This window comes from Vulcanisaeta souniana JCM 11219 (assembly GCF_026000775.1).
Taxonomy (GTDB): domain Archaea; phylum Thermoproteota; class Thermoprotei; order Thermoproteales; family Thermocladiaceae; genus Vulcanisaeta; species Vulcanisaeta souniana.
On the sequence record NZ_AP026830.1, the window covers coordinates 2,275,600 to 2,294,724 of the forward strand.

Below are 19,125 nucleotides of genomic sequence, written 5' to 3' on the forward strand. Positions count from 1 at the left end.
CTACGAAGGCCTAGTGAGTGTTGCCTCTTAACCTTAACCATACGCCTATGCAGGTCTCGCGCCAAAGCCTATTAATATCACCATCCCCCTCAGCAATGCGCTTGAGTGTGCTCAATACATCACTATCATTAACGACGGGCTTCACGTAGGCCACGTCATCATCATAACCACAGGTAGCCCTGAGTAACCTATCAACAGCCCTCCTTCCAATGAGCCTCCTGAGCTCACCCCAAGTGTAACCAACGTAACCCAACGATTTGTAGAGCTTATCGGCAGGTTCATTACCAAGCCACGTAGTTGCAATATATACATCGGAGTCAGCGCAGATCTCCTCGATGGTGCTCATCAAGATCTTGCCAATACCCAAGCCCCTGCATTTTTCAGCAACGGCTATGTAGTAAATGATGCACAGCCTGACGGAGCCAACGTTGATGCCATAATAAACAGCGGCGCCCACGCTTGAGCCATTGACTATTGCCAACGCCACTGAGCCGACGCCATAATCAACAACGGCCCTTGCATACCTATAGGCTGAGCCAAAGAAATCCCTCAATATCTGCTCGGCGGAACCCATTAACTCCTTACTACCTATGAGTACCGTGATCGATCCGTCGCAGTCCATAAAGACACCCCTGTTAATTACGAGTTAATTCAATTTATTAACAACCAGGACCAAGACAGTTATAGCTAATTATACCCTCCTGCCGCGTCTGCCTCCAGGTGGCCTAATGGTATCTGTCGGTATTGGTGTCACATCCTCAATGCGACCAATTATCAAACCAGCCCTAGCCAAAGCCCTAATTGCAGCTGCCGCGCCAGGACCTGGCGTCTTAGGGCCGTAGCCACCAGGTGCCTTAACCTTTATGTGCACTGCATTAATACCCCTGCTCATGGCTATCTGTGCGGCCTTGTACGCAGCCATCATTGCCGCATACGGACTTGGTTTATCCCTGTCAGCCTTAACCACTTGTCCACCACTAACCCTCGCTACGGTCTCGGCACCAGTTAAATCAGTGATTATTATAATAGTATTGTTATAACTGGAGTAGACATATGCGACGCCCCACCTAAGCTTCTTAGCCCCACTAATCTGCGTTGGCTTTATCTCGGGTAACTGCATTGATTGCGGCGCTGACTGTTGCGCCGACTGTGACTGCTGTTGCCCCTGAACCTCCTCTCCAGCCTTCTCAGTGTTTTCCTGCGACATTCAGTTGATCCGAAATCTACTCATTTTATAAATTTTCTTGCCATCGACCTAGTAAGCACTCTCCATATTCTCAACAATACTCACCAAGTGGCTAGTGCCAACCCTAAACCTCATGGGGTCGGGTTCCCTCTCTGCTGCACTCATCAACTCAAGAACCTGCTGGTAAGTCCTAACACCACCCGCAACCTTAATCCCAACCCTCGGATTATACCTCCTAGATAGCTCAGCCATGAGCCTCACATTCTCCAACTGAGCCCCGGTCTTATTACCAAGTCTCTCCGCGTAACTCCTCTCCTCAAACCCAGTACTCGTCTTTACGAAGTCCGCCCCAGACTGCATCACAATCCTATAGAGTTCGAGCTTCTCCTCCCTAGTCGTGTAGGCGTCCTCAACTATTACCTTAATGATCTTGCCCTCCCTATGGGCGGTCTCAACCACAGTGTTTATATCATGCTCAATCTCACCCCAAAGCCCAGACTTAACAAGGCCTATTGGGGCTACGATATCAAGTTCGTCGGCGTACCGTGAGTAGCGCTTAATGGCGTCTATCCTGGCCTCCGTTGTGCCGGCGCCAAATGGGAAGTCAACCACAGCAACCACCTTGAAGGTATAGCCCTTACGTGCCATGTACTCCCTGGCGTACCTAAGGAATACTGGGTTTATGGTTATTGAGTATGCGCCGTACCTGGCCGTATCCTCGATTAATGCCTCGATATCCCTGGTTGTGCCGTATGGCCTCAGGTACGTATTATCTATTAAACCTATGATATTCATACCCGTCAATTATGGATTAAACCCATTAATGCCTTACCACCTAAAATACTTATTAAATTTCATTAATACGTAGTAATAGGTATGAGCGAACCAACCATTAAGTCTGTTAGGGTTTTGACGGTTATGGGGAATTTCGAGTGGCCCATTGTTAAGGTTGAGCTTAGTAATGGGCTCGTTGGCTATGGCGAGTGCCACAGAGGTCCAGGCATTAAGGAGGTCCTGAGAAGGGCCGAGGAGTTGATTAGGGGTAGGGAGGTTAACGTCGAGTACTTACTAAGGCTCGTCAGGAAGCACATACCGAATTCCGAGTGGGGCGTTGTTAATAACGCAATAAGCGGCTTGGAGACAGCCCTCTGGGACTTGAAGGGTAAGTTAACGGGACTCCCGGTCTATGAACTACTCGGTGGTAGGGTTAGGGATAGGGTCGCTGTTTACGCGGACCTGCACGCTGGTGCTGGTATTACTGAGACCGGTGGTAAGAGGTGGGTTGAGCTGGCCAGTACTGAGGTTGCCTACAACGTTGAGAATTATGTAAGGAGGGCCAGGGAGGCGATGGGCATGGGATTTAGGTACATTAAGTTTGATGTTGATGTGCCGGAGAACATGATGGAGACCGAGTTCGATAGGACAGTGGGCATGAAGGTCGTTAAGTTCGTTACATCATTCATAGGTGGCGTCAGGGATGCTGTTAAGTATGATGTTGATATAATGATTGATGGGCACTGGGCCTTCAGTGTGCCCACGGCTTTAGCCATAGCCAGGGAATTGGCTAGGTATGATGTCTTTTGGTTCGAGGACCCGGTACCGCCTGAGAACATCGATGCCATGATGGAGGTTAGGCTCAAGTCGCCTGTGCCCATAGCCACTGGCGAGAAGTTGTATAGGCTTTCACAATTCAGGGAGTTAATTGGCAAGGGGGCCACTGATATTATACACCCAGACGTTCAGAGGCTCGGTGGTTTACTGGAGATGAAGAAGATCGCCTACCTAGCAGAGGAGTACTATGTACCGGTTGCAATACATAACATCTCAAGCCCAATAGGGACAATGGCCAACGCGCACGTGGCAGCCACCATAGGGGACTTCATAGCCATTGAGTGGCACGCTATTGATTTACCCTGGTGGCCCGACATGGTTAGGGAGGGTATGATAATTAGGGACGGCCACATAATACCGCCAAAGAGGCCTGGTCTCGGAGTTGAACTAAACGAGAGGGTAGCCATCGATCACGCTAAGGATCAAGGTGAAGTTAAGGAATTTCTCCAATAAAAACTACTTATTAAACACCAGGGGATCACTTGCTTAGTTGAAGTGATGAGTGAGCCTCGAACATAGAGTTGATGAAGAAATCGAACCGGGCTGATTATTACTACTGCTGTGTTGGTACCATTGTCAGCTTTGGCTTGATCGCTTGCTTCATGTAGTCAACTAGGTTAGCTTCCTCTATTGCCTTGAGTACCTCTTCGTCGCTGGCACCCCTCTTGACATTCACCTTATACTCTGTTGGTTCGATGTGCTTGACGTTGACCGCCCTCCTCTTGACACCCGTGAGTGTCCTTGGCCCGGTGACTATTACGAAGTTTTCATCCTTAATGTCCACAATGACGCACTTCCTACCTGCTTCTCTACCCGCCACCTTCACGCATACCCTGCCAATATCGAAGACCCTAGGCATCAAGCACGGGTAGTGCAGGGCTTTATAAGCATTTCATGTTTCGAACCTTGTTCTTGGTAATATATAAAGTATGTACTAATACTCTTTATAAGTATATTTAACTTTTAATAATCATGGGTCTCCAAGAAATTTCAGAGAAATATAGGCGCTACTCAAATGATTTAATGAATATACTTAGATTGAGGACTAAGCCCATTGGCGTGGCACTAATAGATAAGGACCCAAGTGAATTAGGCATTAACGCACTCCGCCCTGTTAAACACCTCCGCAGGAAACTAACCTTTTGTCAAATGACCGCCGCTGCCAGGTACTACGGCATGGGAATGGTGGCTACACTTGAGGACATGGCGTGCCCTGGCGAAATAATAATCTTCGGCTTCGCTGAACCTCCTGAGTACTTCCTCGACGGTAGTCTCAGTTATGGTTTGTATACAAAGACTAAGGAGACCGGTAGGGCCCTCGATAGTAGCCTACCAAGGCTCCCTGCGGGCAAGTACAGGGCGTTGTTAACTATGCCCCTCGATAATGTTGCTTATGAACCACAGGTAGTTATGGTTTATGGAACACCAGGCCAAATGGTTAAGTTGGTCACTGCCTACGTATACACCAGTGGTGAGAAGGTTACGTTAAGCGCCAGCGGTAAGGCTGGTTCTGACACAGCTGTTGCCGACGTTCTTCTCACTAATAAACCTAGGCTTGCGCTACCCGGCTATGGTGATAGGATTGTTGGGCATGTGGAGGATTACGAAATGCTCTTTGTAACGCCAGCAACCATGCTAGGCGATATTATCGATGCACTCAAGGAGCAGAACAAGACTAACTTCATTGTCTATCCGCCAATGCCAAGCGTATTCTACAGGGTTGACTTTGGTTCCATACCTGTCATTGGGAGTTTCTATGCTGAGTTCCTTAGGGAGGTTGATGAGAAGGTAAAGAAGGAGAGAGGTGGTGCTAATGGAGAATGAGGAACTTGATAATTTGATAAAGAATGCCAAGGAAAGGGCCACCCAATTACTCGTTGAGACAGAGAATTGCGCATACTCGCCCTTCGTGGCCTTGCTCGAGGCCTTAAACATTAAGGCATCGCCTGAGCTGCTGGCAATACCAATAGGCTTTGCCGGTGGTTTAAGTGGTTCTGGGCATCTTTGTGGTGCTCTATGGGCTTCCGTAGCTGCCGTGAGCATTTATATGAAGAGGAAAATAGATGAGGAAAGAAGTGGTAGGCAGAGTGGCGAGTCATTCACTGCGTACCATAGTAATCTTCATAGTAAGGTTGTGGAGGTGTATAAGCAATTCATTAATATGTTTGGGTCACCAGACTGTAAAGACCTAAATCCAAAATTTGACCTAGTATCGCCTGAGCAACGTAAGAAGTGCACAGTCATTGTTAGGAAATCCACTGAGATTACGCTGAGGGTGTTATTAGGTGGTGGTAAATGAGCACGGAAATCACCGGCAGGGAGGCTGAAGGCATTAAGTGGGACTTTGTGGCCATTGGTTCTGGTACGGCTGGCGCTGATGCGGCAATACGGGCTGCCCAGCTGGGACTTAAGGTGCTACTCATAGAGAGGGATAGGAGTAGGTTAGGTGGTACCTGCGTTAATGTTGGCTGTGTACCCACGAAGAAGTTGCTGTACCTTGCTGATCATTATCATGAGTTAGGTAGGTTCCTCATTAATGAGGGTTTGATCGCAAGCACAAAGTTGGATGTTAAGGCTATGTTTGAGGCTAAGGATCGATTAATAAGCCAAGTGATATCCTGGTACACGTTCAAGGTGCTCCCGAGTTATGGCGTAAGGCAATTAATTGGTGAGGCTAGGTTGGTATCACCTAGGTCGATTAAGGTTGGTGATTCAATAATAGAGGCTAGGAACGTCCTAATAGCCACTGGCTCTAGGCCGAAAATACCGCCAATAAAAGGCATGGAGCAGGGGTTGAGGAGCGGCTTTGCCGTAACCAGTGATGACTTCTTCTACCTTAGGTCCATACCTGACAGTGTTTTGATTATTGGTGGCGGTGCGATTGGGATTGAGCTTGGCACGTTATTGAGCAAGCTTGGTTCTAGGGTAACCATTGTTGAGGTTATGGATAGATTATTACCAACGTTCCCAGATCCAGAGCTTGGTAATTACCTCGCCAGTAGGATTATGATGGAAATGTATGGAGTTAACGTTAAGGTGGGTACGTCAGTAACCGAGGTGGATCCAAGTAATAAAATGGTTAGGTTATCCAGTGGTGAGACTGTGAAGGTTGATGCCGTCCTAATAGCCACAGGTAGGGAGCCCAACACCCAGGGGCTTAACCTTGAGGGTGTTGGCGTTGAGGTTAGGAATGGCGCCGTCATGGTTGATGATCACTCGAGGACTAATATACCTGGTATCTACGCAGCTGGCGATGTAACTGGTAAGTACATGTTGGCCAGTGTGGCTAAGGTTCAGGGTATTGCGGCTGCGGAGAACGCCGCAGGCCTTGATTCTAGGGTTGATTACTCATTAGTGCCCATGGTTGTTTTCTCAGACCCAGAAATAGCATCTGTGGGTATCTCGGTTGGTAAGGATGATCCCAGGTACGTCATAGCCAAAATGCCTAATTATATAAATTACAGGGCAATTGCATATAATAAGCCATATGGCTGGACAAAAATAGTGGTAGATAGGGCTGGTGGAAAAATCGTTGGTTTTCATATGATTGGTCCATGGGCCTCTGAGATCGTTAACATGGCAACGATAGCCATTAAAAAGGGATTAACACTTGATGAGGCAAAAGAACTTGTATTTTCACATCCAGTCTTCTCAGAACTTTTAATAGATACCATGGAACTAGTCTCTGGAGGTAATGTATATTTGCCCAAGAGATGAATACGTAGATATATTTTGTTGTTGGTAAATATAGAATTGATTTAAAAAACTATAAATAATGATTAGACATACATACTAAAGATCCTATGTCCCTAGATGTTGTGAATTATTATTTGAATAAGCATACTGTTGCTGTTGCCATTGGTGATCATAGGGTTAGTTGGAAGAAGCTTAATTCTGAGGCTAATAAAACTACATAGGTACCAAGAGGCCCAATGGGCAAGGTACCAATACTAATAGTTCAAGGTAAATAGTGTAACGGGCATTAAAGGAAGGAATAGTGAGCAGTTAGAATATAATAAAATTATTATAGTTATATCTAATATATTATATAGATTATTTAATACTAGCATTTAAAAGAATTTTATTGTTGAAAATGCTATGAAGAAATTAAGGCCTAGGAGAAGCGATAAAGAAGAACAGAATCAACAGGAACAGAAAGAAACCAAGGAAATTAGTGGCTTTAGGGATTATCCATTGACCGTTGATAAAATACTTACCTGGGCCTCATATGCCTTCCCTAACAATGAGATTGTTTACTGGCCTCCTGGCGGTTCCAGGGCCTCTGTTACGTTTTCCCAATTTGCTGATAGAGTTCGTAGGGTTGCTGCAGCACTTATGGACTTGGGTCTACGGTCAGGTAAGCCGTGGGAGTTCGGTTCGAAGATAGCCGTAATGGAGTGGGATACCCTTAGGTATGTTGATTTATTCTACGCAATACCATCAATAGGCTCTACACTATTTACGGTAAACATCAGATTAGCGCCACATGAAGTCATGTATACCATGAGCATTGCAAAACCCGATGCCCTAGTCATAAACATTGACGACTTTGAACCATTCATAAAGCCAATACTTGATAATATTAAGACCATTAAACTCGTCATTTACATGAGCGATAGGAGCAAAGGGCCGAGTCAGGATTACGGCATCAAGACAGTCCCTTACGAGGAATTACTGAAGCATGAACCGTTGAAGGAATTCCCAGAGATTGACGAGAGGACACCGGCCACAATGCTATTCACTTCAGGAACAACGGGACCGCCAAAGGGCGTCTACTTCACGCATAGGCAGCTTGCCCTTCATGCATCGTCAGTAACAATAGCCCTGAGCTATCCACCCTATAATATCGGTGTCAAGGATGTGTCAATGCCGTTAATACCATTATTCCATGTACATGGTTGGGGCACACCATATGTGGTTATGCTATCGGGTACCAGGAAATACGTATTGCCTGGCAGGTATGACTGGGGACACATACTAAGGCTAATTCATGATGAGGGAGTGACGTACACGGGCGGCGTACCAACAATATTATACGTACTACTTACGCATCCTGATTCCTCGAAGTATGACCTAAGGGGTTTGAGGTTTGGTAATGGTGGCTCTGCAATGCCCGAGGGTCTTTATAACGCGGCTAAGGCTAGGGGTATTATCGTGGCTTCAGGTTATGGAATGACAGAGACGGCTCCCGTGCTTACAATGGCCTACTTAAGGCCTGAGTATCTGAACTGGTCTGAGGATGAGAAGAAGCAATTGGTTCTTAGAACTGGTCTGCCGATACCCCTTGTTCAGTTGCGTGTTGTTGATGAGCAGGACAATGACGTACCAATGGATGGAAAGACCATTGGCGAGTTGGTGGTTTGGTCCCCGTGGATTGCCAAGGAGTACCTAGATGATCCAGAGAAGACTAGGAATGCCTGGCGCAATGGTTGGTTCCATACGGGAGATGTTGCGGTGTGGTTCCCAGACGGTTATATTTTCATAGTTGATAGGCTTAAGGATGTGATCAAGAGCGGCGGTGAGTGGATATCAAGTGTTAAGTTGGAGAGTATAATCAGTACTCATCCTGCCGTGGGTGAAGTGGCTGTGATCGGTGTTCCCCATGAGAAGTGGGGTGAGAGACCCGTGGCCATCGTAGTGCCTAAGCCCGGGGAGAGAATTACAGAGGATGAGATCAGGAACTACCTAATGCAATTCGTGGGGAGAGGTGAAATACCGAAGTGGTGGTTGCCTGATAAGATCATTATTGTTGAGGCTGAGTTACCGAAGACAAGTACGGGTAAGATCGACAAGAAGCTACTCAGGGATAGATTTAAGGATGAATTCACATGAATTATGTTAAGTAACTGTAATGATGCTCTGCGTGTCTCTCCGTTCGATTTTAATACTATGTCTGGCGCCAGTTGTCTCAAATAAGCCCTTGATTATTCCTCTTGTCATCGGCATCCCAACATCTTCATCAAAGGCCTCAGTAATTGAGACAGTTATTCCACCCTGTGCAAATCTCATGTCAACAAGTACCAATACCCCGAGCGCCGTTAGTATCCTTAGTGAAGTATAAATGGCATCCCTAGCGTCGACCACAGAATCAAGTAAATGTCTCATTAATTCTTTACCATACTCATATCCAAGTCTCTCCAGTAATTCGGGGTCTCTCTCCATTACGTAGTAAAGCACGGCCTTCATAAAGTCCTCTTTAACGAAACCCAGCAATGTAATGGGTAATTCAGTAGAATTCACTGTATTAACGCCGTCCACGTTACCCAGCTCATTCATTAGCCTGGTATCGGCCTTGCCCTCCACCTCAATGAGAATTGCATAATTATTACCCACTATATTTCTTATGTTCATGTTATGGGACCTAATAATACCCGTAATGTCATTAAGAAGCCCAGGTCTATCCCTTGAAATACTTACTAATAGCCAAACCATAATAATATAGATCAATTAGGGTACTTTAAAGATTACTAACTTATGGTCGTAGAACAAAATAATTATGGCCTTTACTTAGCATCCTTAAGTTCCCAAATAATCCTCCTTAATATAGGCTCGCCGATGTGCCTAAGCACGTCAATACTTGGCGGATTAAGGCAGTGCTTGAATTCATAAGGTACATTAATCCCTAAACTACCTAGGCACTTAGCCATTCTATACCAATTACTTGATTCGTAAATACCACACTTAATCGCAGCAAGGAGAAACATTAACTCTTTAAGGGATTTACATACCATTACCTCATTATCACTATTAAAGAACACATATTCTCTCTCATCAATTATCTCCAATTCGCTCCTGACTACAGAGTTTACATCAATGTCCAGTGAATTACCATAAACTAATTGGCCAGCCTTAATTATATAAACGAAGAATAGGGTGTTACGGGGTCTCCTAAATACTTGTAAATCCACATTCCCACTAACCCTGGGTATTTCACTGGGTACTTCCTCCATAAACACTGTAATGTCAATATCACCGCCGCTACAGTCGGTCGATCCGCCATACACGTATATAGCGTACGCACTTCTGAACCTATTAACTACTTCATTAATTGTGTCACTAGGTATGCAATCCACTTAATATGCATGGGTTAATGCTTAATAAGTATGATATTTGATTAATTATGAAAATGCCATTTAGAGTTAAGTACTATGTTTATTGGACTGACACTGATGCGGCAGGTATTGCGCACTTCACATCATTTCTAAGGCTTATTGAGCATGCAGAGGAAGATTTCTATAGGGAAAATGGTATTCTTCATTACCACTCGATCGCCCCACGTAGAGAACTCTTCATAACCTATACGGCGCCATTACGGAGAGGTGATGTTGCCATTGTTGAGCTATGGCTTGATGAAGCAAGGACCCGGGCGATTAGGTATAGGTTTAGGGTAATTAATGAGACCACGGGTAAAAACGCTGCTGAAGGCTACCTAGTATTTACTTGTGTTAATAATGAGAATGGTGAGCTGAGGGCTATTCCATGTCCTGAGGAACTCATTAACGCCTGGAAGAGAACTCTCGATAGTACTAGTACTCAATAAATCTGACATCAGTGGGTTCACCATTGAACCTAATGGGGTTCCTAACGAGTCTCACTACGCCTAACTCTGGGTGCCTAATCTCAGCAAGTACATACCTATTCACGTAATTATCCCTAGCTAAATCCGCCATGTTGTAAATGGGGCCAGCAGGTATTCCATTACTTAGGAGAAGGCTTACCCAGTCATCTCTATCCCTTGTTAGGAATATTCCCTGGAGTATTTTCTCGAGCTCGTCCTGGTTCTTAACCCTGTCAGGGTTTGTCCTAAATCTAGGATCATCAGTCAATTCAGGCCTACCAATGGCCTTACAGAACATCCTCCAGATCTTATCATTACCAACTGCGAGTATGAACATCTTACCGTCCCTGGCCCTGAAGGCTTGGTACGGGGCGACAACACTCATGTACTTAGTACCCAGTGGTCTCGGTACATTACCCGTGAAGAAATAGTAAAGTAGGTGCATACCCATTATGTATAGGGCTGAGTCCAGCATTGGTACGGTAATCCTAATACCCTTACCCTCCCTATCCCTAACCCTAAGCGCCGATAGTATTGCTATTACCGAGAAGAAGCCAGTCACCATGTCAGTTATTGGAACACCAACCTTAACAAAGGTCCCATCCTCACAACCCGTGACGCTCATCAAACCGCTCATACCCTGAATAACAACGTCAAAGGCAGGGTAATCCTCATACTCACTACCTGGTATGAAACCCTTAATCGATACGTAAATAATCCTCGGATTAATCTTACTCACAGTGTCATAATCAATGCCAAGTCTCTCCGCAACTCCAGACCTGTAATTCTCGATTAAAACGTCAGCGTCCCTAACCATCTCATAAAACCTACTCCTATCACTCTCATTCTTAAGGTCGAACCTAATAACGCGCTTATTCCTATTCATTGCCAAATAATACGTGCTGGCCCCATCCTTGATTACGTGGCCCCACGTCCTAGTCATGTCACCCTCAGGGGACTCAACCTTAACGACATCTGCACCCAAGTCACCAAGTATTGATGTCGCAAAGGGACCAGCCGCAGAATGCGTTAAATCAATCACCCTAACGCCATCAAGTGGAGTTTTACTCATAACAAACCTGAACGTATTCACTAGATTTTAATGTTTACTTAGCCGTACGCGGTGAACTTCGCCATAATTATTAATAATGATGACACGGATAATGTGGGTCATGGTTATTATTTAGATAAATTATTAAATAACATAGGAATCATTGTCGTTATTATTTTCCAGAAAAGATTTAATTATTTCATTAAATAAAAAGTACAATGAAGCCAGGATTAAGGCGCGTGATTAGGTATGATGGCAAGTCCTCGTATGAAATTAGGATTGCTGGGTTAACTAGGGAGCTACCGATAGTAAGCATTGGTATTATTAATATCGAGGATCAACGATTCAAGGCATACATAGCCTCTGATGCGGAGCTTGTGCTCAGCGACGTGGAGTTTATAAGCGTGGTCTCTAGGGAGCTCGCAAAACACATAGCCCCATTTAGCCCAGAGGTTATTGCAGCACCTGAGGCTAAGGCCATTGCCATTACCTATGAGGTTTCCAGGAGGCTAGGCATTGCCAAGTTCATCATTGCTAGGAAGGGCATCAAGGCATACATGAGCAGCCATGCGGAGGTAATTGTTAATTCGATAACAACTGGAGTGGCACAAAGACTTGTCCTTGATGATGAGTCAATACGGTACGTGAAAAATAAGAGGACTTGCATTATTGACGATGTGGTCTCCACGGGAAGTACCATTAGGGCTATCGAGAACTTGATAGGGAGTGCTGGCGGTAATATTGTATGCAGGGCTAGTGTTTGGCTTGAGGGCCCATGGATTGATGACGACTGGGTAATCCACATAGGCGAATTACCAATATTTATAGAGCAGGTGAATGATAAAAAGCGCATCGATCATTGACTCACCGGTTCTGCTTATAACATAATTCCCATAAATACCTGGTAAATAAAGGTGCTAATCCCGGGAATACACTCACCAGGTTCATGCATGCTTAATAATCAGATAAGGGTTGTGGAAAAAATGGTTATGTGTTTTTACATTAATGCCATTTACCTTCCCTATTAATCAAGTGCCCTTCTAACGGTCTCTGGGCCAATTGATGCGCCTATTATGGTCATTGCAGCACCAATCATGACTACTATTGACGGGGCCAATGCAGCTGCCGTTATTGGACTCATACTACCCTTAAGGTTTGCGTAGAGTATTAATGCAAATGTTGGTGCCAGTGATCCGATTGCAGCATTTAGATTCCAACCGAAGCCTATGCCGCTCCATCTGACCTCCGTTGGGAATATCTCGGAGAAGTAGGCCGTCTGCACGGTGGCGCTTAGGGTGAATATGAAGTACATGAGAGCGAGTGAGGTAGCCATTATGGGTATTGAGAGCGTCGTTAAGGCCAGGTAAAGCGGGTATATTGTTACGAGGAGTATTGCGGTTGGTATTATCAGCATCCTTCTCCTTCCGAATAGGTCGGTTAAGTAGCCACCGAATGTATTACCTATTATACCGCCAATGCTACCGAGCATTAGCGGTAAGTATGTTAATTGGACAAAGGCCTTCTGAAGTTCCGGTATGTAGCTGGACAGTAGTTTTGTGAATGTGGTTACAAAGCCATAACCTGCATAAAACACGAAGGTTAGGCCAAGGTTTATCAGTATCACAAGGACGAGACTGAACCAGTACCTCCTAATGGCGGTTGCCAATGGCACCTTGACTATCCTGCCCTCCTCTTTCTTCCTCTCCCAAAGTATTGATTCTGGTGCGGCAAACCTTATGATTAGGCCTATGATAACGACGACTGCGCCGCTCAGGAAGAGTATTCTCCATCCAATCGTGCCTATTGGGTAATAGGCGCTGACAAGAAGTAGTAGGCCTGAGGCAAGTAGTGAGGCAACGGACATACTTGAATTAAGCACACCATTAACTAGCCCACGCCACTTGGGCGATGCGAACTCCAGTGCCCACACAACTCCACCGCCTGCCTCGCCGCCGTATCCAAACCCCTGTACGAACCTAAATATTGTTAGCAAAATGGGTGCCCAAATACCTATTTGCGAGTACGTTGGTAGTAATGCAATGACTATGGTTGCTATGGCCATGGTTATTGCATCACCAAGCAGTGCATTCCTCCTACCGTGTTTATCACCAACGTGACCAAAGAAAATGGCACCCAGGGGTCTCGCGAAGTAACCAACAGCAAAAATAAGCAGTGTATAGAGGAGTCCAGCCAATGGGTTTGCCTTAGGGAAGAACAAGTCACTAATATAAGGCACCAGTGAAAAGTAAATTAGGAAGTCATAATATTCGAGTGCCCATGCAAAGAAGGTTGATATTGAGGCAAGCATCAAGCCTCTCCTTCTAGTGCTTTCTGGTATTGTTGGCCCACTCATAGTGATCCATTCAATTAAGTAAGTATTTAAAGTGTTACCTATGAATATATAGGGTTAATAATAATTATACCCACTCTACCATCCCTTAACCGTGGACAAATACATACTCAAAACCTCCCTGGCCAATTCCCGCTTATGCAATGGACCAACCCTCCTGACCACACCACCCTTATTTAATACGAGGACCTCATCCTTCTCAGTACCAAATCCCTTACCCTCACCAACTAGGTGAGCCAGGGCTAAATCCCAGTCACCCTCCCTTGCCCTCCTCATCGTCTTCTCAATTAATTCCTCCTCCGAAATACCAACCTCAGCCTTATAGGCTATTAGGAATGTACCTGGCGAGACCCTCTTCAAGTCCCTGGCCATCTTGGGAGCTTGAATAAGTTCCACAACGACCCTCTCCAGGTCACTACTTATCTTACCCTCAACCCTATCCTTAACATAGAAGTCCAGTGGGGCAGCCGTTAATATGGCAAGGTCATAGTGTCGATTACTGACAAGTCTCATTACGACATCGTACATTTCCATAACACCCTCAACCCTAAAAACCTCCGTATTAGGTGGATCACCAATGCTCACGGGTCCCTTAACCAGGGTAACCCTGGCACCCCTAGCCATTACCTCCCTGGCAAAGTAGTAACCGGTTAATCCACTGCTGGGTGTTGTTATGTATTTAGTGGCGTCAATGCTTTCATGGGTTGGCCCAGAGGTTACTAGAACTGATAAACCATACATGTCCCTTGGTGCTAATAAGTCAATCACTGACTCAACAACTTCCTGATTCTCAACCAACTTAGCCTTACCTTCACTGAGGACCGGCTCAACAAACCGCACGCCCAATCCCCTCAGCCTCTCAATATTACTCCTAACCAGTGGGTTCCTCCACATGGACTCGTTCATGGCAGGTACGAGGAGCAATGGCACACCAGCGCCCAGGGCAGTCATTGCACATAAAGCCACAGGCGTATCCCCAATGCCATTAGCCACCTTGCCGATGGTGTTCGCGGTAGCTGGCACAACCACCACTGCATCAGCAACCGTGCATATGTTAACATGTTCCGCATAGCCACTCAACTCCACATACGCCGGATTACCCGTAGCCCATTCCATAACCCTAGGACCAAGTAACCTACTGGCTTCCCTACTCATGAACGTAACCACATCCGCGCCATGTCTAATCAACTCCCTGGCAATATCTGGAGCCCTATAAACCGAGACGCCACCTGTTAGAGCAAGGACAACCCTCTTACCACGCAGTAAATTGCTCCTCGAGCCCTTGATCAGTTCAATATCCTCCCTAAAGGGCACAGCAGTAAAGATCCACCAAATTATTAAGTGTTCCGACCAAAGCCCGCACTAGAGTTGGTTCGATCTTCATTCTAGCTTTCATTGCAGTAATTCGCTGGCTCTTCATCACAGTTTGCCCACGTTTCTTAAGAATCAGTGGTTACCAAAATGCCATCTCCCTAAGATTTTTGAACGCAAATTGAGGAAATCCTAGTCATTGGCTCCATTCTCATCCACCGAAGCTCTTAACTACTGCAGTTGAGCACATTACCAATAACAAGTGAAATGGGCTACCTACTAAATCCATACTATAATACCTTAATTAGTACAGATCCATTTTCATTTAGTGTGAAGTCACCATAAAGATGGTCTCATTAATTCCATCAGACCATGCGATTACAATCACATCTCATTACCCAACCGCCTCATCACTCACGTAATGGGCGCAATACCCCTTATTTAAATCATGTACTGCGTAATATTCATTATAATCACAATGAAGAGCTATAAAAGAGGTCTAAGTAGTGCTCCCTTCTTAATCTTTTAATTACTTTCAATTAATTAACAAGGTTATTGCCATAATGCTCCTAATCACCGTGTGGTTTCACGAAAGTTTCACAATTCAGTTTCACAAAATCCCTTAAAAAGCACAATAGTTACAGTACTGCGATGGCAGTTATAAATAGAATTAGGGTTGGGAAAAAAAGGATTGCCAATAAATGAACTCCCGTATACCGTGAAGATATACATCAACAACCAAGTCTTGATACCGGCGAATCTCATCAAGGCCCTTGGCCTAAGCAAAGCAAAGTATGCAGACATAGTAATAGAGTATAATGGTCAAAGAATAAAACTAAAGGACATAAAGCTGCTCAGGACTAGGCATACGGACTCTAGGCAATTCACAATACCCAGGGAAATCAGGGAGACCTACGGCATAAGGTCACTCGATGAAGTAATAATTCATGAAATAATACCAAAGACAAGATAGGAAAACGTGATCATAAATATCTAATCAACCCTATGATAATGGATTAACCCCTTGAACAATGGTCTCCGGATCCTAACCAATTCACAATCCTCACACCCAGCGGATCCTCAAGGTTTAGGAAATAAAAAGCCATAAAATGCACATGGAATTACCCTCAACAGAATTTAATAGTCCACTTCCACCGTGGTAGTTATCGTCATCGGTCCATACAGCCAGACCAAGGGACGGCAATTACCAAGTAGATACCACCGCGCACGCTCCAAGATTAGTTGAAAGACCAAGGAGGAAAGAACGAAGTATGTACCAATACCAGCGAAGCCGATAAACCAAGGTAAGTGCAACATAATATCATGATGAGCTAAGCAAGGTTGAGCTGAACAATGGAGTACTTGATCAGGTTGTTGAAGATCTAGGTGACTGGAGCCACGGATCCGAACAAAACAAGCCATAAATACGACAAAACCGGTGGTGGGCCCGCCGGGATTCGAACATTCCCCGCGGTTAACCCGCGACCGGGACCTCCCGGTTATGAGCCTTACGCGGGGCGATTGCCCCAGGGCGCTCTACCTGGCTAAGCTACGGGCCCCATGCCAGTGATTACTTTGCGTCTTTTAAGCTTTTAGTCCCCGTAACTCACCACTTGGATATGCTGGGCTAAATGGTCATGGTATTAACATGAAGATGCTTACTTATTTCATTCTATTGCGTAGCCCGGCTCGTAATAGAACTTGCATAATTTTACATGATTTTCTAGTCTCAATATGGGTTTAACCAAAGAGGTTTACCTCAGGTACATTCTCTGCTGTTGCCTTTTCATTAAGTACATCGTTGCTTATTTCTATTGTGTACTTAAGCCTTGCGGTGTATACCACGTTGTTTTGCTCTTCACCGGTTGGTGTCAGTGATATCTCTCCGGTTACTTTGGCGTAGCCCTTTTCCTCATTATTCCTCATTAGTTTCCAAACCATGTTAACACTGTACTTGCCGCCAACATCCTTAACGTCCCAAGTCCTCTCACCGGGCGTTAACCCGTAATCCGTGGAAAAGGACTTCACAAGTTGCATGAAGCTTGTTCCGGAGTCGTCAAGCGGTACCGATAGGCCGGCCTCCCTGGGCCACCTCTCGAGTCTCTTCCTCCTGGCATCCTCACTGGCTGACTTGCTTATTTTTATGGGAATCTCTAAATCCCTCTCATACACTGTCGTGAAACTCATACAACTTGCGTAAGGCCTCCCAGAATAAAAACGCTTCCCCTATTGGCATTACCTAGGAAGGATCGCCAAATGGTACTATTTCAATACTATTTTACTGTCAGTACAACGTGTTGCCTATTCTGGTTCGATGATCTCGTTTATATCCAGGATCTGAGCCGCGCCTTCGGCGTTCCTGCCTAGGTTTGCAAGGCATATTGGGCATACGGTCACCACGGTCTTTGATAGTCTCGCAAGATTTTCAATCCTTATCTTAGCTATTTTCTTAGACAGCTCTGGGCTGAGCGACTCGAGGGGTCCTCCGCAGCATGTTGATGTTTCCCTACCGGTTATCATGGGATCTTCAAGGTGCTTAATGCCAGCATTATCAAGTATTGACCTGTAAATGTCATATTTGTTCAGGTACCTGGCGTATAGGCATGAATCATGTATGACTACATCATTACCTATCCTGGACCTCACCTTAATGCCCTTGATTAGGTCTAGGTAGTTCACCACCTCAAAGTTGAGTTTGAAGTAGTTCGGTGCGACGTTTACCAATACATTGTGGGTGTGCGGGTCAATCGTTATAACCCTCTTAACTTCATACTTCCTAAGTGTCTTGAGCACGGTATTTTCAAAGTAATCCATAAACGCATCCTCAGCCCCAATTTCATGAAGTAGTGCGCCGCTGTATGGTTCATCCTCGTAGAGGAAACCGAAACTAATGCCTGCCTTCTGTAGCGCCCTGGCTATATTCCTTACTATGCCATTGGCCCTATCAATATCAGCCTTGTTTGGTTTTACCATGAAGCCCGCAAACCTGGACAATATGCCTCCCAAGCCAGCTCTTGATAACGTACCGGCAAAGGCGCTTAATGATGAACCCTTGATCTTCTCAATCCATGGCACTAACTCATTGATCATGGGGGCCATTTGATATAGGCATGAGGTGTAGATTATTGTGCTACCGCCCCTGGGTATGTTAAGATCCTTCGCCCACTCACTGCAATATGCCTTGTCCATTGGTATTGGTAAACCGTTTGAATTAAGGCTGCCCTTCATTATTTCAATCAGTGATTTAACCCAACTTTCCAAAGGAGCTCACCGGTGTTACTCATTGTTAACGTCTATTTAAGCATTAATTATTATTTATTAGGTCAATTAATAATTATTATGAACGCACTACCTACCCTTAATGTATATGTTTACCCTGGTCTTATTTATTATGACATCAAGGTTACAATCACACTTGAGGAGTATCTTCGTCACACCCAATAGGTAGCCCCTGGTGAAGGGTAAGCCGGTATCCAGGTCAAAGGGCTCAATTAGAGACACGCTAACTAGGTTGCCGTTTTTATCTGGATTTGTGTTTATGCTCTCAATACCCTTAGCCAGGTTCATTATGACTAGCATGTTTATTGCCGTCTCGAGCACTTTATCCATAGTTGAGTTAGCCGGTATTTCATACTTAGTCCTCATCATTATGCTGGCCATGGATAGACCCATCTCGTAGCCCAGTTTCGTCAGGAAAGCATTAACCTCGCCACTACTTTGCGTTATGCGCATTAATATGCTTGTGAGGGTCTCCTTGTCGAATCCCACGAGCTCCATTGGCGCCTCATGACTTGCCCAAATGTCGTGTATACCATCAATACTCCTTAACTTATTGATGGCGTTTATTGGCAATGAGTCGCTGAGTCTCATGGCTATGACCCTCTCTGACTCCGAGGGTATTGAGACAAAGACCCACTCAATACTTGCATAGTCCTTTATAACCCCCGTTATCTCGTAAAGCATCCCACGCCTATTTGCTGTCTTAATTACGAGTAATGTCATTAATGATCTAGTAAACGTAAGGGACTTTAAACCAGACTAATCGTAGACACGTCTTC

Annotated in this window: 20 protein-coding genes and 1 tRNA gene; 8 read left to right on the plus strand and 13 right to left on the minus strand. The window is 45.2% G+C overall.

All coding sequences use genetic code 11. From position 1 onward, the window contains the following. Positions 1–10: 10 nt before the first annotated feature. The 3 genes from Vsou_RS12415 to deoC all read right to left on the minus strand — a co-directional run bounded on the left by Vsou_RS12415 (position 11) and on the right by deoC (position 1,981). Positions 11–622, minus strand: a complete 612-nt coding sequence (locus Vsou_RS12415; RefSeq protein ID WP_188603139.1) for a GNAT family N-acetyltransferase — start codon at positions 620–622, stop codon at positions 11–13. Positions 623–691: 69 nt separating this feature from the next. After that, positions 692–1,120, minus strand: coding sequence for a 30S ribosomal protein S11 (locus tag Vsou_RS12420; RefSeq protein WP_188603244.1), 429 nt, complete (start codon positions 1,118–1,120; stop codon positions 692–694). A 135-nt stretch (positions 1,121–1,255) separates the two neighbouring features. Continuing rightward, positions 1,256–1,981 (minus strand): deoxyribose-phosphate aldolase, encoded by a 726-nt coding sequence (gene deoC, locus Vsou_RS12425; RefSeq protein ID WP_188603140.1) that lies wholly within the window; start codon positions 1,979–1,981, stop codon positions 1,256–1,258. Positions 1,982–2,062: 81 nt separating this feature from the next. Here deoC and Vsou_RS12430 point away from each other — a divergent pair, with 81 nt between their 5' ends. After that, positions 2,063–3,250 carry a mandelate racemase/muconate lactonizing enzyme family protein gene (locus Vsou_RS12430; protein ID WP_188603141.1) on the plus strand — a complete coding sequence of 396 codons (1,188 nt, stop codon included), beginning with the start codon at positions 2,063–2,065 and terminating at the stop codon, positions 3,248–3,250. Positions 3,251–3,350: 100 nt separating this feature from the next. Here the strand turns inward: Vsou_RS12430 and Vsou_RS12435 are convergent, their stop codons facing one another. Further along, positions 3,351–3,656 (minus strand): 50S ribosomal protein L14e, encoded by a 306-nt coding sequence (locus Vsou_RS12435; protein ID WP_188603142.1) that lies wholly within the window; start codon positions 3,654–3,656, stop codon positions 3,351–3,353. Between the two features lie 113 nt (positions 3,657–3,769). Here Vsou_RS12435 and Vsou_RS12440 point away from each other — a divergent pair, with 113 nt between their 5' ends. From Vsou_RS12440 to Vsou_RS12455, 4 genes are all read left to right on the plus strand, one after another. Then, complete coding sequence (locus tag Vsou_RS12440; RefSeq protein WP_188603143.1) at positions 3,770–4,621, plus strand: DUF169 domain-containing protein; 852 nt, start codon at positions 3,770–3,772, stop codon at positions 4,619–4,621. After that, on the plus strand, positions 4,611–5,096 hold the full coding sequence (locus tag Vsou_RS12445) for a C-GCAxxG-C-C family (seleno)protein (RefSeq protein WP_188603144.1): 486 nt from the start codon (positions 4,611–4,613) through the stop codon (positions 5,094–5,096). The genes Vsou_RS12440 and Vsou_RS12445 overlap by 11 nt, the downstream gene beginning before the upstream one ends. Further along, complete coding sequence (locus Vsou_RS12450) at positions 5,093–6,514, plus strand: dihydrolipoyl dehydrogenase family protein (protein ID WP_188603145.1); 1,422 nt, start codon at positions 5,093–5,095, stop codon at positions 6,512–6,514. Before Vsou_RS12445 ends, Vsou_RS12450 begins: the two co-directional genes overlap by 4 nt. 381 nt (positions 6,515–6,895) lie before the next feature. Further along, entirely contained in the window at positions 6,896–8,629 is a 1,734-nt protein-coding gene (locus tag Vsou_RS12455; RefSeq protein ID WP_188603146.1) for a long-chain-fatty-acid--CoA ligase, read from the plus strand. A gap of 6 nt (positions 8,630–8,635) precedes the next feature. Here the strand turns inward: Vsou_RS12455 and Vsou_RS12460 are convergent, their stop codons facing one another. Further along, complete coding sequence (locus tag Vsou_RS12460; RefSeq protein ID WP_188603147.1) at positions 8,636–9,229, minus strand: ACT domain-containing protein; 594 nt, start codon at positions 9,227–9,229, stop codon at positions 8,636–8,638. Between the two features lie 71 nt (positions 9,230–9,300). Next, positions 9,301–9,870, minus strand: coding sequence for a hypothetical protein (locus tag Vsou_RS12465; RefSeq protein WP_188603148.1), 570 nt, complete (start codon positions 9,868–9,870; stop codon positions 9,301–9,303). Positions 9,871–9,923: 53 nt separating this feature from the next. Here Vsou_RS12465 and Vsou_RS12470 point away from each other — a divergent pair, with 53 nt between their 5' ends. Beyond that, entirely contained in the window at positions 9,924–10,337 is a 414-nt protein-coding gene (locus tag Vsou_RS12470) for an acyl-CoA thioesterase (protein ID WP_188603149.1), read from the plus strand. On the opposite strand, the gene Vsou_RS12475 is transcribed toward Vsou_RS12470, so the two are convergent. Further along, positions 10,324–11,427, minus strand: coding sequence for a CaiB/BaiF CoA transferase family protein (locus Vsou_RS12475; RefSeq protein WP_188603150.1), 1,104 nt, complete (start codon positions 11,425–11,427; stop codon positions 10,324–10,326). The genes Vsou_RS12470 and Vsou_RS12475 overlap by 14 nt on opposite strands. Positions 11,428–11,624: 197 nt before the next feature. Between Vsou_RS12475 and Vsou_RS12480 the strand changes: the two genes are divergently transcribed. After that, positions 11,625–12,269, plus strand: coding sequence for a phosphoribosyltransferase family protein (locus tag Vsou_RS12480; RefSeq protein WP_054843598.1), 645 nt, complete (start codon positions 11,625–11,627; stop codon positions 12,267–12,269). 161 nt (positions 12,270–12,430) lie between these two features. Here Vsou_RS12480 and Vsou_RS12485 read toward each other — a convergent pair whose 3' ends face one another. Together Vsou_RS12485 and coaBC are read right to left on the minus strand one after the other, a co-directional pair. Further along, on the minus strand, positions 12,431–13,759 hold the full coding sequence (locus Vsou_RS12485) for an MFS transporter (protein ID WP_188603151.1): 1,329 nt from the start codon (positions 13,757–13,759) through the stop codon (positions 12,431–12,433). Positions 13,760–13,834: 75 nt separating this feature from the next. Then, entirely contained in the window at positions 13,835–15,070 is a 1,236-nt protein-coding gene (coaBC, locus tag Vsou_RS12490; RefSeq protein WP_188603152.1) for a bifunctional phosphopantothenoylcysteine decarboxylase/phosphopantothenate--cysteine ligase CoaBC, read from the minus strand. Positions 15,071–15,758: 688 nt separating this feature from the next. Between coaBC and Vsou_RS12495 the strand changes: the two genes are divergently transcribed. Continuing rightward, positions 15,759–16,040: an AbrB/MazE/SpoVT family DNA-binding domain-containing protein gene (locus Vsou_RS12495; protein WP_229709794.1), complete on the plus strand. Its 282-nt coding sequence runs from the start codon at positions 15,759–15,761 to the stop codon at positions 16,038–16,040. 466 nt (positions 16,041–16,506) lie between these two features. On the opposite strand, the gene Vsou_RS12500 is transcribed toward Vsou_RS12495, so the two are convergent. The 4 genes from Vsou_RS12500 to Vsou_RS12515 all read right to left on the minus strand — a co-directional run bounded on the left by Vsou_RS12500 (position 16,507) and on the right by Vsou_RS12515 (position 19,069). Continuing rightward, a tRNA-Ile gene (locus tag Vsou_RS12500) sits at positions 16,507–16,626 on the minus strand. A gap of 181 nt (positions 16,627–16,807) precedes the next feature. Next, the gene (locus tag Vsou_RS12505) at positions 16,808–17,254 is read right to left on the minus strand and encodes a hypothetical protein (protein ID WP_188603153.1); all 447 of its coding nucleotides are present in this window, start codon (positions 17,252–17,254) and stop codon (positions 16,808–16,810) included. Positions 17,255–17,368: 114 nt separating this feature from the next. Beyond that, positions 17,369–18,328, minus strand: a complete 960-nt coding sequence (locus Vsou_RS12510; RefSeq protein ID WP_188603154.1) for a heterodisulfide reductase-related iron-sulfur binding cluster — start codon at positions 18,326–18,328, stop codon at positions 17,369–17,371. An 87-nt stretch (positions 18,329–18,415) separates the two neighbouring features. Next, complete coding sequence (locus tag Vsou_RS12515) at positions 18,416–19,069, minus strand: hypothetical protein (protein WP_188603155.1); 654 nt, start codon at positions 19,067–19,069, stop codon at positions 18,416–18,418. Between the last annotated feature and the right edge of the window lie 56 nt (positions 19,070–19,125).